Here is a 13,462-nt window from a genome sequence, read left to right as displayed (position 1 = left end):
CAGCGGGGGTCTGGGGGCGCAGCCCCCAGAAGGATGGGAACGGGTAGGGGCGGCGGGGGCGAGAAAGTGCCTTGTCCGCCGCTCACGCATACCGCTCCAGCAGCCCACCCACATACCCCCGCAACCGCTCCCCGAGCACCTCAGCCGTCAGATCCCCCCGCCCCAACTCCCGCCAAGGCCCCGCCAGTTTCCCCGCATCCGGGGCATAGCCGAGCGCGTCGAGCAGCCGCCAGTACAAGTGGTCGCCGCCGTCCGCCAGCTGCCCCCCACCCTGCGCCTCGTACCGCTCCCGGAACCCGAGGCCGTACTCCACCCCGTGCAACAACGCGAGCGCGGTCGAACAGTGGGCCACATCGAGATCGGCGGGTCCCCACGAGGTCTCGACCCAGTCCACGACCCCGCTGACCCGCAACTCGTCCCCCTCGCCCTCGAAGAGGACGTTCCCGGGATGGAAGTCCCGGTGCAGAAAGCATCCGTCGTAGGAGGGTGCGGGCCCCCGGATCACGTCAACGGCCCGCGCCCACAACGCCTCGTGGTCCTCCCCGACGCCCCCGCCCAGCCCGACACGCACCCGCTCGGGAGACGTCCAGGCCTCATAGTCGCGCGGCCGTTCCATCGGAACGACCCGGTGGATCCGTACGAGTTGGGCCGCCAGCAGGTCGATCCGCCGCCGCAGATCCTCCTCGTCGACCCGCACCCGCCCCGGCAGCAACGACATCAACAGCGAGGGATGGTCGCAGTGTTCGGCGGTCGCGTCCACGCCGATCAGCTCCGGCGCCGGGACCCCTTCCTCCCCGGCCAGCAGCGCGAGCACGGACGCCTCACGGTTCAGCAACCCGGGCGCATGCCGCCGGAAGAAGGGCTTGACGAACGACCGAAGCACCAGCCCCGACCCCGCCCCCGACCCCGAACCCGAACCTGAACCCAGCCCCACCCCCGAACCCGAACCCGCCCCCGAACCCGAACCCAGCCCCACCCCCACCCCCACCCCCGAACCCGAACCCGAACCCGAACCCGAACCCGAACCCGAACCCGAACCCAGCTCCGCCCCCGACCCCGGCCCCACCCCGTCAGCAAGCTCAAGGAGCCGCATCTGCGAACTCCACCCACCCCGCAGCATCCGGACCTCACGCACCACCTGCCGCCCCTCGGACACCTGCGGCACCTGCTTGGCCACCCACGCACGAGTCGCCGCCCACACGGACCCACCCAGCCCCGTCAGCACCGCGTCCACGAACTCCCGCCGGTCGTCGGGGTGATCCCGGAACCGGAGCCCCAACATGTGGTCCGCGTCCGGCAGTTCGAGACGCGTGAACTGGGCCCGAGCCGCCAGCGAATCCGTCACCGCCTCCGTCACCTCGACCGGAATCACCTGATCCACGCCCGGCACCACCAGCACCGCCCGCCCCTCGTACGCCCGCAGCACCTCCAGCGCGGGCGCCCCGCGCCAACTCCCCGGCGTCCGGATCAACTCGCTGAAACGCCCGTCCCCCTCGCCGAAGGGCACATCCCACGCCTCGGCGGCGTACACGGCGGGTGCGCACAGCCCCAACGCGGCGACCCGCTCCCCGTAGTGCCCGGCGAGATCCGCCACCGTCTGCCCGCTCATGCTGAACCCCACCAGCACGAGCTGACTGTCCGCCGGAACCCGCGCCTCGATGACACCGACAGCCTGCTCGAACCGCCGCCGCAGGCTCAACTCGCTGAGCGCGCCCGTACTTTCGCCGTGCCCGGAGAAGTCGAAGGCGATCCCCCGGCACCCACGGGCGACGAACTCCCCGAGCAACGGCACCAGTCGCTCCTTGCTCCCGTTCCCGGCGCTGTGCAGCAGGACGACAACTGGCCCGCCCGGCTCATCCGCGTACACCCCGCTGAGCCGTTCACCGTCGAAGTCGTGGACGAAGGGCAGCAGTTCACTCATGGGTCAATTCACTCACGGCGGGCACCCGGAAATACGGATGCGCGGACTTCGTCTCCTTCCCTACGCTGGACAGGCGCCACTCACGGGACTCGGGGCTACTCTCTACGCACCCACGGACGCCCACCCGCGGCGCCCCGCCCCGACACGCGCAGGCACGCGCACCGCACCGCACTGCACCGCTCAACCATCCACGCCATCACAAGGAGTCCCGTCATGGGCACCTTGATCTTCGCCGCGACCGTCGTCCTGGTCATCATGGGCTTCAACAACAGCATCCTGTGGCTGGCCGCCGCCGGCCTGCTGTACGTCTACTTCCGCTACGGCCGTACAGGAAGCGGCGCCGCAACCTCCTCGTCCGGTCCAGGGACCGGCGCCGGCGCGGGAACCACGGGCTCCTCGCCCGCCAGCTACCGCGCCTACCGCCAGCGCAGGGACCAGCAGGCCAGGTGGGAGCGCCGCTACCGCCGCGAACGCCCGCTGCAGTCCCGCCGGGGCAAGTAGGACGGGCCCGGTAGCGAGGGGACGGCCCCCGGTCTGTCACGTCACAGCCCGGGGGCACCCCACACCGGAAACCACCGGTCAAGATCCTCCTCGATCCGCAGATCCCCGGAGAGCACGGCCCGCACCTGCAACTCAAGCGAACTGTCCCGCCGCTGCCCCCGACTGCCCCCGCCCCCGTCACCAAGCGGAGCAAAGGGATAAAAACTCCCACGCTTGTAGAGATAAACAAGCCCAAGCCGAGACGGACCCCCGCCCTCGCCCCCGTCTCCGGACCGCTCGAACCCCACCACGGAACACAGCAACTGAGGCCCGAACCCACTGGCCTCCAACGCACTGTTGACCGCGTGCAGATCCCCCACGAGCGCGGGCAGCTCCTCGCTCCCGCGCCGGGACACCAGCCACGAGTACCCGAACTCGTCCCGGACCAGCTCCACAGGCGGCCCGGTCCGCTCCGCATCCGCGTCGAGCAGTTCCCGGACCTCCTCGCGTACGTCGTCGAAGGCCGCGCCCTCCACGGTGGCGAAGCACACCGACCCCCCGCCCGTGGGCGTGAACCCGGCCGCGGCCTGGAGGGTCACCGCGGCCGAGGGCAGCCCGAAGAGCCGGTCGAGATCGGGCAGGACGGGTTTGGTACGCCCGAGCAGAATGTCCAGCAACCCCATGGGCAACAACTCCTCACAACGTCCCGGAACCCCTGGAACCCCTGGAACCGCTGCCGGACTCATGGGACTCAGGAGCCGCAGCCTCCCCCAACTCCCCGGAGATCCGCCCAAGTTGATCGAGCCGCTGCTCCAGACTGGGATGGGTGGAGAAGTACCGCGCCAGCCCGGGCTCCTTGCCGAGGGCGGGCGTGAAGTAGAAGGCGTTGAAGGCCTGCGCGGTCCGCAGGTCCTTCGACGGGATCCGGGCGATGTCGCCGGACACCTTGGTGAGCGCGGAGGCCAGTGCCGAGGGCCGCCCGGTGAGCAGCGCGGCCGAACGGTCGGCGGCCAGCTCGCGGTACCGCGACAGCGCACGGATCAGCAGAAAACTGATCGAGTACACCGCGGCGGAGACACCCATCACGGCCACGAAGATGACAGCGGTGTTCTGATCCCGCCGCCCGCCGAAGAGCTGCGAGTAGAAGGCGAACCGCACGATGAGCCCGGCGATGACACCGAGGAAGGACGCGATGGTGATCACGGCGACGTCCTTGTGCGCGACATGGGACAGCTCGTGCGCGAGCACACCCTCCAGCTCGGCAGGCTCCAGCCGCCGCAGCAGCCCGGTGGTCACGCACACCACGGCGTGATCGGCGTTACGCCCGGTGGCGAAGGCGTTGGGCATGTCCATATCGGAGACGGCGACCACGGGCTTGGGCAGATCGGCCACGGCACACAGCCGGTCGATCACCCCGTGCAGCTCGGGATACTCCTCCCGCGTCACGACCCGCCCGCGCATCGCGAAGAGGGCGACCCGGTCGGCGAACCAGTACTGCGCACCGAGGAACGCCGCCGCGACCACCACGACCAGCACCCAGGACTTCAGCAACACGATCAACGCGGCGATGAAAGCCACGTACAGCAGTCCGAGCAGAAACAACGTGACCGTCATCCGCACGGTCAGCCGTCGATCGCTGTGCACTCGGTTCGGCATCGATACCACCCCGCAGTCAGGCACTCGCCCCACTGCCCAGTGTGCACCCGCCCCGTCCCATGAAGCGGTCGGGACCAGCCCTAGGACCAGCAAAGGCGGGCCATCCACTCCCCACCCACGGACTACCTGGACAGCAGCCGCCCCCGGGCAAGCAGCTCGACCACCTCCGCAGACCCGCGCGGCACATCGCCGGTCGACTGCCAGCCCCGTACCGACGCCGCGGCCCATTCCCGCAGCCGGACATCGGGATCGTCGAGCAAGGAGACGGCGGCCCGCAGCCGCACCAGCCCCCCGCACGCGTCCAGCAGCCGGAAGGCGGCCACCCGCGCACACCTCGGCCACCCGTCCCCGAGCCGCTCCGCCAGCCGGTCGGTGTCCAGCGACCGGGCGAAGGGCAACAGCGCCGACGTCACCTCCCGCACCACCCCGGGCGCCGGATCGTCGAGCAGTACCCACAGCCGTCGTACGTCCGTCACATCCAACGTCCGCAGCCCCGCCACCGCCCGCGCTCGCACCCGGGGGGCGGCATGGCCGAGCAACGGCCACAGCAACTCCGCGTCGACCCGCTCCCCGCACTCCGCGAGCCCGGCGACCGCACCGGGAGCCAGCGCCGGGTCGTCCGCCCGGGCACACCGTTCCCGGTACCAGGCCCGCGGATCGCCCCCGGACTGCCGTACGACATACCGCGCACAGGCCCGCACCACCCCGGCCCGGTCCCCGAGAAACCCCACCGCCCGCTCCCCGCGCCCGGCCCGCCGCAGCGCGGTCACCCCGGCGGCCCGCACCCGCGGCCCGGGCGCGCGGAGCAGCGAGTCGATCACGTCGTCCGCCGCACCACCACCTTCCCGTACGGCGGCCAGGGCGGCCTCGGCGCACAGGTCCTGGACGACGGGGTCGGGGTCGCGGACGGCGACGCGGGCGAGTTCGCCGGGGGAGAGGTACCCCTCGTCGACGGCCAGCCGGTACGCGAACCGGCGTACCCCACGGTCGGCCGCGTCGAACAGCGGAGCGAGCCGCGCACGGGGCGACCGGCGCAGCACCTCGTCGAGCAGGTCGACGGCGAAGACACCCCGTCCGCGTCGACCGCCCAGCAGGATCAGCGGGGCCAGTCCGATGGCCGTGTCCACGTCGTCGAGCACCGCCCGCAGCACCTCCCGGGCCCGCTCCCGCACGGGAGCCACCCAGTCGGCGGTCCGGACGACGACCAACGGCCACAGCTCGGGACACCCGGCCGCACCTTTGAGAGCCGCCTCCCGCACCCGGCCGTCGCGATGGCACAGGGCGAGCGCGAGCCGGGACTCGGGGAGCGCGTCGGAATGCCGGAGGGCGGAAACCTCGGCAGGAGTCAGCGGGAGCCAGTCGAGCCAGGACCGAATCCCCGCATCCAGCCCGAGCCAGGCCGCCGGCTCCGCGACATCGAGCACGTCCGACAGCGCGGCCCCCTCGGCCAGCCGCCGAGCCGAGGCTTCGCCACCCCTGATGTCAGCACGAATGTCCGTACGCATGCCCACCCCCCGTTCCGCCCGCCCCCTGATGCAACTCGACCCTAGTAAGGCGCCCGGAACTGGACGTACCCCAGCAGCAGGATGACCGCGGCGACGCAGCCGAGGACGACGGTCGCCGATATCCAGGACGACCGACGCGGTCCGGAATGCTCCGGCTCACCCCGGAACGGGACCGCCTCCGGCGGGTTCTCCTTCCAGCGGGCGGCCAGCATGCGGGCCCGGGCGGAGGGCTCCTTCAGCTCGGCGTTGTCCGCCCACTTGATGTCGAACTCCCGCTCCGCGTCGTCCTGTTCGGACATCCCCGTTCCCTCTCCCATGCCTGATTCGAACAGTCGTCTAGATAATAGGTGAGGTTGGTCGCCGGACTCCGGCCTGACTGAGAAGTGGGAACGGGCGCAGATCAGTCCTCGCCCCGACCGCCCGGAGAATCCCGACCCTGAGCGCGGGAGCCCGCCCCGCCGTTCAGCTCCCGCCGGAACCGACGCCAGGACCGGACGATCTGCGGCAGCCTCGACAGCACGTCGTTGACCTGGGCCAGCAGCAGCGAGAGGCACCCGAACCCCGCGAGAATGGCCAGACTGACGTCGTCCCACTTCACAGCAGGTCCCGGCGGAGGATCCAGTCGAGCGCGTCCACACCCAGCCGGTCCGGTGCGTCGCGCAACGCGGCCTCCACCGCGGTGAGGTCGGCCAGCGTCTCGGGCGCCTCCGACCGGTCGAGTGAGGCGAGTCGGTCCAGAGCCGCGGCGACTACGGCGGGCCAGCCCGGCATACCGAAGTGGGCGACATCCGTGAGCGCGGCCGACGTGGCTCTCTGCAGGACTCCGGTCCGCCAGTCCTGGTCGCGCATGATCTTCGACGTGTACCAGACACGGTCGTCCACGTTCTGCACGAACTCCTCCGTGGGCTCTCCGCTGCCGCGCAGGGTGAACGTCGAACCGCCCGCCCAGGGGAGGTTCACGTCCGCGGCGACGGCTTGGAAGGCGAGCAGTGCCTCGGGCCCGTTCTCCCGTGCGGCGAGGAGCGCTGCCCGGGCCCTGCGGTACAAGTCGATTCCCTGTGCGAAGAGGTCTCCTGGGCCGGGTCCCCGCTCCGTCTCACAGATCTCTTCCAGCGGCCCGTCCCGCCAGGCGACGGCAACGAGTCCGACCGCCGCCGCACTGACGACGAGTTCCGTGTCGTCCGCGTCGATACCGCAGTACGTCAGTACGGTGGCCAGGTCCTCGCTGCTCACGGTGGCCTCCGTCTCCTGGGGGACCGCCGGGGAGAACCGGGTCCCGTCGTCCTCCCGGCCTTCGATCTCGACCCCGTGCTCTGCCAGGTCCTCGAAGATCGCGTCCGGTCCACAGTCGATGTGGTCGGTGTCATGCTGTCCGGAGCAGTCATCGGGGCATTCCAGCTCCGCGCACACTTCGGGCTCCGGTGGGGCGGCTTGATTGATGAGGTGGTAGGCGAGCCGGTCGGCCACCACCTCACGCGCGGAGATCATCTCCAGACCGAGCCGGAAGCGCTCGTCCTGCAATGCCGTGCTGTCAGCATCGATGGACGGCGGCGGTTCGGGGACGTTCTCGGGGGCCCAGGCATACGCCGACTCCAGCGACACATACAGCCAGGCGATCCGCAGCGGTTCCACGGTCCCCTCGGCGGCGATCCGGGTGACGGCCTCGGCCGCCTCCCGCACCCTCTCGATGCCGGCCAGATACCGTTCGCACTTCGCCTCCCACACGGCTCCCTCGGTCCTGGCCCGTTCGGCGTCCTGGACCAGTCGGGCATCGCGCGACCGGCGGGCCAGTGTGACCAGACGGGTCAGACAGGGGCGGCATCCGAACAGCCCCGATGTCGGTGTCGGGCCGAGTGGGACGGGTCCCAGTTCCTCGCCGAACGGCTTGGCGCACAGACAGCATTCCAGGGCGCCCACCTGACGAGACGTGGGCATGGTGGGCAGGGCGGCGCGGATCGTGGCACGGGCGTAGGCAGGGATGTGCATGCGTGGCGACTCCTCGGCAGAAGGCGCTCCGTCAGCGCCCTCTCCATGCTCACCTCGGCTGTCGGCCGCAAGTCACGGTTTGGCAGGCGAGACCCGGAACTTGACGAAAGCTGACGCGGCTCTGGCCTGCGCCTTCTACGGTGTTCGCTTGACTTGACACGCTGAGTGAGAGGAATTCAGGTGGCTGCCTCCACCCCTTCGCCCCAACCGACGGGCCCGCACCACGAGTTGGTCGAGGCGCTGCAGGAACTGCGCCGCGCGGCGGGGGTGGTGAGCATCCGGGGAGTGAGCACGCTGATCCGCAGCCGCGAGGACCTGCTGTCGGGGGCCAGCCACGAGACCGTACGGGCTGCTCTCAACGGGTCACGTGTGCCGCGCTGGGAGACCGTTCACGACATCGTCGTGGTCCTGGCCGAGCGGTGCGGTCGGGACACGGAGTCCGAGAAGGCCAGGTTCCTGTCGCTGTGGCGCGCGATCCACGAAGGAGAGGCTGGTGCCCTGAAGTCGTTCCAGGAGCTCGTCCACGGCGGTTGGGGAGGTGAGGACGGCAACTGGACCGCCGAGCAGGTCATGGGCGTGCTGACCAACCCCTACAACGCCATCGAGATCCATCCGTCGCTCGCCACTCCACACGAGCCGCACATGTCCGAGGACGACTGGGTCCGCTTGATGCTGAGGCAGATCGAGGAGCAGGGCACCGAACACACATTGCGGGTCCTGCTGCACATGCTGAAGGGCGACTACGTGGGAGCGGAGAGGGGCTCGCCGTACGGCTACCGAAATCCCGACCGGGAGGCCATGGAGGCCTACGCGGCGTTCCAGTACGGCTGCGGGGAGATTCGTCGGCGCCTGGGCGGCGAACCCAATCTCCTCGCCGAGTCGATCCGAGCGATGCGCGCCGACGAGACGATGAGCAGGGACGACCGGGCCGACATGCTGGAGTCCGAGTCGGACATGAGCCTCATGCGCGAGGTGATGATCGTGACTCCGGACACCTGGGACGAGGTTTCCGAGGAGGCACATCACATGGTCTTCGGCTACCTCATCAAGCAGATAAGCCCTGTGGGCCCGTTGGGGCTTCCCGACTCCGAGCGTTTCCGGATCGTCTGGCGCGTCCCCGAGCCCGCGAGCGCGTGACATGACGCGGCGGGGGCCGCCATCCTCGCGGACGGCGGCCCCCAGAAGCTCTCGACGGTGTCGATCACACGTCGAAGTACAGCTCGAACTCGTGCGGGTGCGGACGCAGCTGCAGCGGAGCGATCTCGTTCGTGCGCTTGAAGTCGATCCACGTCTCGATCAGGTCCGGCGTGAAGACGTCGCCCTGGAGGAGGAACTCGTGGTCGCGCTCCAGGGAGTCGAGGACCGCTGGGAGGGAGGTCGGGACCTGGGAGACGCCCGCGTGCTCCTCGGGGGCCAGCTCGTAGAGGTCCTTGTCGATCGGCTCGGCCGGCTCGATCTTGTTCTTGATGCCGTCCAGGCCCGCGAGGAGCAGGGCGGAGAAGGCGAGGTACGGGTTGCCGGAGGAGTCGGGCGCGCGGAACTCGACGCGCTTGGCCTTCGGGTTGGAGCCCGTGATCGGGATACGCATGGCCGCGGAGCGGTTGCGCTGCGAGTAGACCAGGTTGACCGGGGCCTCGAAGCCGGGGACCAGGCGGTGGTACGAGTTCACCGTCGGGTTGGTGAACGCGAGCAGCGACGGGGCGTGCTTGAGGATGCCGCCGATGTAGAAGCGGGCGATGTCCGACAGGCCCGCGTAACCGGCCTCGTCGTAGAAGAGCGGCTGGCCGCCGGTCCACAGGGACTGGTGGACGTGCATGCCCGAGCCGTTGTCGCCGAAGATCGGCTTCGGCATGAAGGTCGCGGTCTTGCCGTTGCGCCAGGCCACGTTCTTGACGATGTACTTGAAGAGCTGGAGGTCGTCGGCCGCGGCGAGCAGCGTGTTGAACTTGTAGTTGATCTCGGCCTGGCCGGCGGTGCCCACCTCGTGGTGCTGGCGCTCGACCTGGAGGCCGGAGGCCGCCAGCTCCAGGGAGATCTCGGCACGCAGGTCGGCGAAGTGGTCGACCGGCGGGGTCGGGAAGTAACCGCCCTTGTAGCGGACCTTGTAGCCGCGGTTGTCCTCCAGCGCACCGGTGTTCCAGGCGCCCGCCTCGGAGTCGATGTGGTAGAAGGACTCGTTCTCGCGGGTCGCGAAGCGCACCGAGTCGAAGACGTAGAACTCCGCCTCCGGGCCGAAGTAGGCCGTGTCGGCGATACCCGTCGAGGCCAGGTAGGCCTCCGCCTTCTTCGCCACGTTCCGCGGGTCACGGCTGTACTGCTCGCCCGTGATCGGGTCGTGGATGAAGAAGTTGATGTTGACCGTCTTGTCCTTGCGGAACGGGTCGACCCGCGCCGTGGACAGGTCGGCGCGCAGCGCCATGTCGGACTCGTGGATGGCCTGGAAGCCGCGGATCGAGGAGCCGTCGAAGGCGAGTTCCTCGTCCGGGTCGAAGGCCGTCGCCGGCAGCGTGAAGTGCTGCATCACACCCGGCAGGTCGCAGAATCGGACGTCGACGAACTTGACGTCCTCGTCCGCGATGTACTTCTTGGCCTCGTCGGCGTTCTGGAACATCCAGCTCCTCCTACTCCCGGCCGTCCGTGCCGGGGTGGTAGTTCGTTCGTGCGGCCAGTGCGGTGGCACACGTTGGATCCGACCATAGGGACAGGTGATTTCTCAGGCATGACCCATTTGTTTCGACCAAGTTAACCGGACCTCGCCCCAGGTGACCCACCTGTGGGTATCGGAAATCGGGCGCAGTACGGTGGTCGGGTGGACAACAGGGACGCAATCGGATCGTGGCTCTCGGGCCCGCGCGCAGCCGCGGAGCAAGCCGGTGTCGACTTCGGATACCGGGGCGAACAGCTCGGTCTGCCGGAGGCGGGACCCGGCTCGATCGCCCGTCCGGGCCGCCGCCTCGGCGCACTCGCCGTCGACTGGGGCCTGTGCCTCCTGATCGCATACGGCCTGCTCACCGACGGCTACAACCAGGCCACCGGCAACTGGGCCCTGCTGATCTTCTTCGTCATGGGCGCTGCGACGGTCGGCACGGTCGGCTTCACCCCGGGCAAGCGTCTCTTCGGCCTGCGCGTGATCGCCCTGGAAACCGGCCGCCCGCACCCCCTGCGCGCCCTGCTCCGCACGGCCCTGCTCTGTATCGCCGTACCGGCCATGGTCTGGGACCGCGACGGCCGCGGCCTCCACGACCGCCTGGCCCGCACGGCCGAGGTCCGGATCTGACACACCGAGGTCCGGATCTGACCCGAGGTCGTCCGGCAAGAGGCTCCGATACGAGGTTGGGGGCGCCCGGAGTGATCCGGGCGCCCCCAACCTCGTACGAGCGGGAATGTCGGTGTGTCAGCGCATCTTGCCGCCGCGCGGCATGCGCATCCCCTTCGGCATCGGGCCCTTCGGGAGCGGCATGTTGCTCATCAGGTCGCCCATCGCCCGCAGCCGGTCGTTGGTGGCGGTCACCTGGGGGCCGGCGAGGACGCGCGGGAGCTTCAGCATCGTCGTGCGGAGCTTCTTCAGCTCGATCTGGCCCTCGCCCGTGCCGACCAGCAGGTCGTGCACCGGGACGTCCGCGACGATGCGGGCCATCTTCTTCTTCTCGGCGGCCAGCAGGCTCTTCACCCGGTTCGGGTTGCCCTCGGCGACCAGCACGATGCCGGCCTTGCCGACCGCGCGGTGCACCACGTCCTGGCTGCGGTTCATCGCCACCGCCGGAGTCGTCGTCCAGCCCCGGCCGATGTTGTCCAGTACGGCCGCAGCGGCACCCGGCTGGCCCTCCATCTGCCCGAAGGCGGCCCGCTCGGCCCGGCGCCCGAACACGATCGCCGTCGCGAGGAAGGCGAGCAGGAGGCCGAGGATTCCGAGGTAGATCGGGTGACCGATCAGGAATCCGATCGCGAGGAAGACACCGAAGGTGAAGATTCCGACAGCCGCGAGTACAAGACCGATCTTCTTGTCGGCCTTGCGGGTCATCTTGTACGTCAGAGCGATCTGCTTGAGTCGCCCGGGGTTCGCGGCGTCCGCCGCGGTTTCCTTCCTCGCCATGCCGTGAAGTCTACGTGGCCTGGGAAGCGCCGACGACGCCGGTGCCGTGAGGAGAGGGGGAGAGTGCGGGAGAACGAGGCTCAGGGGTGGGTCGCGATGGCCTGGTCGAGGACGCGCTGCGCCTCGACCCGGTCCTTGGCGCGACGGCGGTCCTCCAGGACGGAGGTCCAGGCGTTCTGCCGGGCGGTGCGCTGGCCGCTGCCCATCAGCAGCGACTCGACGACGCGCAGGGCGTCGGTGAACGACGGAATGGGAGTGGCGCGGACGGGTGCGGCCTGCATGGTGGTGGTCCCCCCTCGGAACGGCTCTGGGTAAGGGTGCACATCGTGTAAAGCCAGGGTCACTGATTGGTGTTACCAGGGCGTGACCTGCCGGTCAAACACCGATGAAACCTTGATACGGAAGGCGAAAACCCTGATGCGGCCCTGACGTATGCCCTCAACTGGGAGGACTGTCAGGACCGCATGGAATCGGCCGTTACTGGTGGGTAGTCACTTGTGCGCGAATTCACACGTCTGCTGCGCCTTTGCTGGGCAGGGTGAGTGACGGTGTGTCAGGCGGTGTGCGGTCCTCAGACAGCCTGGGAGGCGATGTACGCCCCACGCTTCTCGACGGCCATCTGGTAGAGCCGCCCGGCGCGGTACGACGAACGCACCAGCGGGCCGGACATGACCCCGGAGAAGCCGATCTGCTCGGCCTCCTCCTTCAGCTCGACGAACTCGTGCGGCTTCACCCAGCGCTCGACGGGGTGGTGCCGGACGGTCGGCCGCAGGTACTGCGTGATGGTGATCAGCTCGCACCCGGCCTCGTGCAGCTGCCGGAGCGCCTCGCTGACCTCCTCGCGGGTCTCGCCCATGCCGAGGATGAGGTTGGACTTGGTCACCAGGCCGTAGTCGCGGGCGTCGGTGATGACCTTGAGGGAGCGGTCGTAGCGGAAGCCGGGGCGGATGCGCTTGAAGATGCGGGGGACCGTCTCGACGTTGTGCGCGAAGACCTCGGGGCGGGAGGAGAAGACCTCGGCCAGCAGCTCCGGTACGGCGTTGAAGTCGGGGGCGAGCAGTTCGACCTTGGTGCGGCCGGACTCGCGTGCCGCCGTCTGCTCGTGGATCTGGCGGACCGTCTCGGCGTACAGCCAGGCGCCGCCGTCTTCGAGGTCGTCGCGGGCGACGCCGGTGATGGTGGCGTAGTTGAGATCCATGGTGACCACGGACTCGCCGACCCGGCGGGGTTCGTCGCGGTCGAGGGCCTCGGGCTTGCCCGTGTCGATCTGGCAGAAGTCGCAGCGGCGGGTGCACTGGTCGCCGCCGATGAGGAAGGTCGCCTCGCGGTCCTCCCAGCACTCGTAGATGTTGGGGCAGCCGGCTTCCTGGCACACGGTGTGCAGGCCCTCGCTCTTCACGAGGTTCTGCATCTTCGTGTACTCGGGACCCATTTTCGCCCGGGTCTTGATCCACTCGGGCTTGCGCTCGATGGGGGTCTGGGCGTTCCGGACCTCCAGGCGCAGCATCTTGCGTCCGTCGGGTGCGACTGCGGACACGATGGCTCCCTTTAGCTTCGATTCTTCGGCGTACACCAGGGTACGCCCGTGCGCTTCCCGCCCTACGAGACGGGCAACCTTCGGGACGGGGGGTGCATTCCCTGGGCGGTTTTTTCCCTCGCCCCCGCCGCCCCTACCCGTCCCATCCCTGGGGGCTGCCGCCCCCGGACCCCCGCTTTGTCCTCAGGCGCCGGACGGGCTGGAGGGTGCGGGCCTGGGCTGGAGGGTGCCGGGGCGGGGGTGGGGGGGTTATGAGGGGGTGGTGGGCGGGGAAAAAAGGCCGG

14 protein-coding genes are annotated in these 13,462 nt (G+C 69.6%); 3 read left to right on the top strand and 11 right to left on the bottom strand.

Features of this window, described 5'->3' with window-relative positions:
• Nucleotides 1-82: 82 nt before the first annotated feature.
• Nucleotides 83-1,921, bottom strand: coding sequence for an alpha/beta fold hydrolase (locus CW359_RS47045; RefSeq protein ID WP_107503129.1), 1,839 nt, complete (start codon nucleotides 1,919-1,921; stop codon nucleotides 83-85).
• A 213-nt stretch (nucleotides 1,922-2,134) separates the two neighbouring features.
• On the opposite strand from CW359_RS47045, the gene CW359_RS44685 reads away from it, so the two are divergent.
• Nucleotides 2,135-2,422 carry a hypothetical protein gene (locus CW359_RS44685; protein ID WP_105976005.1) on the top strand — a complete coding sequence of 96 codons (288 nt, stop codon included), beginning with the start codon at nucleotides 2,135-2,137 and terminating at the stop codon, nucleotides 2,420-2,422.
• 41 nt (nucleotides 2,423-2,463) lie between these two features.
• On the opposite strand, the gene pspAB is transcribed toward CW359_RS44685, so the two are convergent.
• The 6 genes from pspAB to CW359_RS44655 all read right to left on the bottom strand — a co-directional run bounded on the left by pspAB (nucleotide 2,464) and on the right by CW359_RS44655 (nucleotide 7,548).
• Entirely contained in the window at nucleotides 2,464-3,084 is a 621-nt protein-coding gene (gene pspAB, locus CW359_RS44680; protein ID WP_105976004.1) for a PspA-associated protein PspAB, read from the bottom strand.
• Nucleotides 3,085-3,097: 13 nt separating this feature from the next.
• Nucleotides 3,098-4,057 carry a zinc metalloprotease HtpX gene (gene htpX, locus CW359_RS44675; RefSeq protein WP_105976003.1) on the bottom strand — a complete coding sequence of 320 codons (960 nt, stop codon included), beginning with the start codon at nucleotides 4,055-4,057 and terminating at the stop codon, nucleotides 3,098-3,100.
• Nucleotides 4,058-4,179: 122 nt separating this feature from the next.
• On the bottom strand, nucleotides 4,180-5,562 hold the full coding sequence (locus CW359_RS44670) for a hypothetical protein (RefSeq protein ID WP_105976006.1): 1,383 nt from the start codon (nucleotides 5,560-5,562) through the stop codon (nucleotides 4,180-4,182).
• A gap of 41 nt (nucleotides 5,563-5,603) precedes the next feature.
• Nucleotides 5,604-5,861 (bottom strand): SCO2583/SCO2584 N-terminal domain-containing protein, encoded by a 258-nt coding sequence (locus CW359_RS44665; RefSeq protein ID WP_105976002.1) that lies wholly within the window; start codon nucleotides 5,859-5,861, stop codon nucleotides 5,604-5,606.
• A gap of 101 nt (nucleotides 5,862-5,962) precedes the next feature.
• On the bottom strand, nucleotides 5,963-6,160 hold the full coding sequence (locus CW359_RS44660) for a hypothetical protein (RefSeq protein ID WP_105976001.1): 198 nt from the start codon (nucleotides 6,158-6,160) through the stop codon (nucleotides 5,963-5,965).
• Complete coding sequence (locus tag CW359_RS44655; RefSeq protein ID WP_105976000.1) at nucleotides 6,157-7,548, bottom strand: hypothetical protein; 1,392 nt, start codon at nucleotides 7,546-7,548, stop codon at nucleotides 6,157-6,159. The genes CW359_RS44660 and CW359_RS44655 overlap by 4 nt, the downstream gene beginning before the upstream one ends.
• A 180-nt stretch (nucleotides 7,549-7,728) precedes the next feature.
• Between CW359_RS44655 and CW359_RS44650 the strand changes: the two genes are divergently transcribed.
• On the top strand, nucleotides 7,729-8,685 hold the full coding sequence (locus CW359_RS44650) for a hypothetical protein (RefSeq protein WP_105975999.1): 957 nt from the start codon (nucleotides 7,729-7,731) through the stop codon (nucleotides 8,683-8,685).
• A gap of 64 nt (nucleotides 8,686-8,749) precedes the next feature.
• Here the strand turns inward: CW359_RS44650 and glnA are convergent, their stop codons facing one another.
• The gene (glnA, locus tag CW359_RS44645) at nucleotides 8,750-10,159 is read right to left on the bottom strand and encodes a type I glutamate--ammonia ligase (protein WP_105975998.1); all 1,410 of its coding nucleotides are present in this window, start codon (nucleotides 10,157-10,159) and stop codon (nucleotides 8,750-8,752) included.
• 198 nt (nucleotides 10,160-10,357) lie between these two features.
• On the opposite strand from glnA, the gene CW359_RS44640 reads away from it, so the two are divergent.
• Nucleotides 10,358-10,825 (top strand): RDD family protein, encoded by a 468-nt coding sequence (locus tag CW359_RS44640; protein ID WP_105975997.1) that lies wholly within the window; start codon nucleotides 10,358-10,360, stop codon nucleotides 10,823-10,825.
• A 117-nt stretch (nucleotides 10,826-10,942) separates the two neighbouring features.
• Here CW359_RS44640 and CW359_RS44635 read toward each other — a convergent pair whose 3' ends face one another.
• The 3 genes from CW359_RS44635 to lipA form a co-directional block, all read right to left on the bottom strand.
• Complete coding sequence (locus tag CW359_RS44635; RefSeq protein WP_105975996.1) at nucleotides 10,943-11,641, bottom strand: DUF4191 domain-containing protein; 699 nt, start codon at nucleotides 11,639-11,641, stop codon at nucleotides 10,943-10,945.
• An 80-nt stretch (nucleotides 11,642-11,721) separates the two neighbouring features.
• A complete protein-coding gene (locus CW359_RS44630; RefSeq protein ID WP_105975995.1) occupies nucleotides 11,722-11,922 on the bottom strand; it encodes an SCO2195 family GlnR-regulated protein in 201 nt (66 codons plus the stop codon).
• 290 nt (nucleotides 11,923-12,212) lie between these two features.
• Entirely contained in the window at nucleotides 12,213-13,178 is a 966-nt protein-coding gene (gene lipA / locus CW359_RS44625; protein WP_105975994.1) for a lipoyl synthase, read from the bottom strand.
• Between the last annotated feature and the right edge of the window lie 284 nt (nucleotides 13,179-13,462).

The organism is Streptomyces geranii (assembly GCF_002954775.1).
Taxonomy (GTDB): Bacteria; Actinomycetota; Actinomycetes; order Streptomycetales; family Streptomycetaceae; genus Streptomyces; species Streptomyces geranii.
The sequence above is the reverse complement of the archived record's forward strand: the minus strand, read 5'-3'. Positions and strand labels throughout refer to the sequence as shown.

Bases quoted from the DNA above. Each gene is read 5' to 3' on its own strand.
- CW359_RS44665 (WP_105976002.1), bottom strand. From the start codon at position 5,861: ATGTCCGAACAGGACGACGCGGAGCGGGAGTTCGACATCAAGTGGGCG.
- CW359_RS44655 (WP_105976000.1), bottom strand. From the start codon at position 7,548: ATGCACATCCCTGCCTACGCCCGTGCCACGATCCGCGCCGCCCTGCCC.
- CW359_RS44670 (WP_105976006.1), bottom strand. From the start codon at position 5,562: ATGCGTACGGACATTCGTGCTGACATCAGGGGTGGCGAAGCCTCGGCT.
- glnA (WP_105975998.1), bottom strand. From the start codon at position 10,159: ATGTTCCAGAACGCCGACGAGGCCAAGAAGTACATCGCGGACGAGGAC.
- CW359_RS44635 (WP_105975996.1), bottom strand. From the start codon at position 11,641: ATGGCGAGGAAGGAAACCGCGGCGGACGCCGCGAACCCCGGGCGACTC.
- pspAB (WP_105976004.1), bottom strand. From the start codon at position 3,084: ATGGGGTTGCTGGACATTCTGCTCGGGCGTACCAAACCCGTCCTGCCC.
- CW359_RS44630 (WP_105975995.1), bottom strand. From the start codon at position 11,922: ATGCAGGCCGCACCCGTCCGCGCCACTCCCATTCCGTCGTTCACCGAC.
- CW359_RS47045 (WP_107503129.1), bottom strand. From the start codon at position 1,921: ATGAGTGAACTGCTGCCCTTCGTCCACGACTTCGACGGTGAACGGCTC.
- CW359_RS44685 (WP_105976005.1), top strand. From the start codon at position 2,135: ATGGGCACCTTGATCTTCGCCGCGACCGTCGTCCTGGTCATCATGGGC.
- htpX (WP_105976003.1), bottom strand. From the start codon at position 4,057: ATGCCGAACCGAGTGCACAGCGATCGACGGCTGACCGTGCGGATGACG.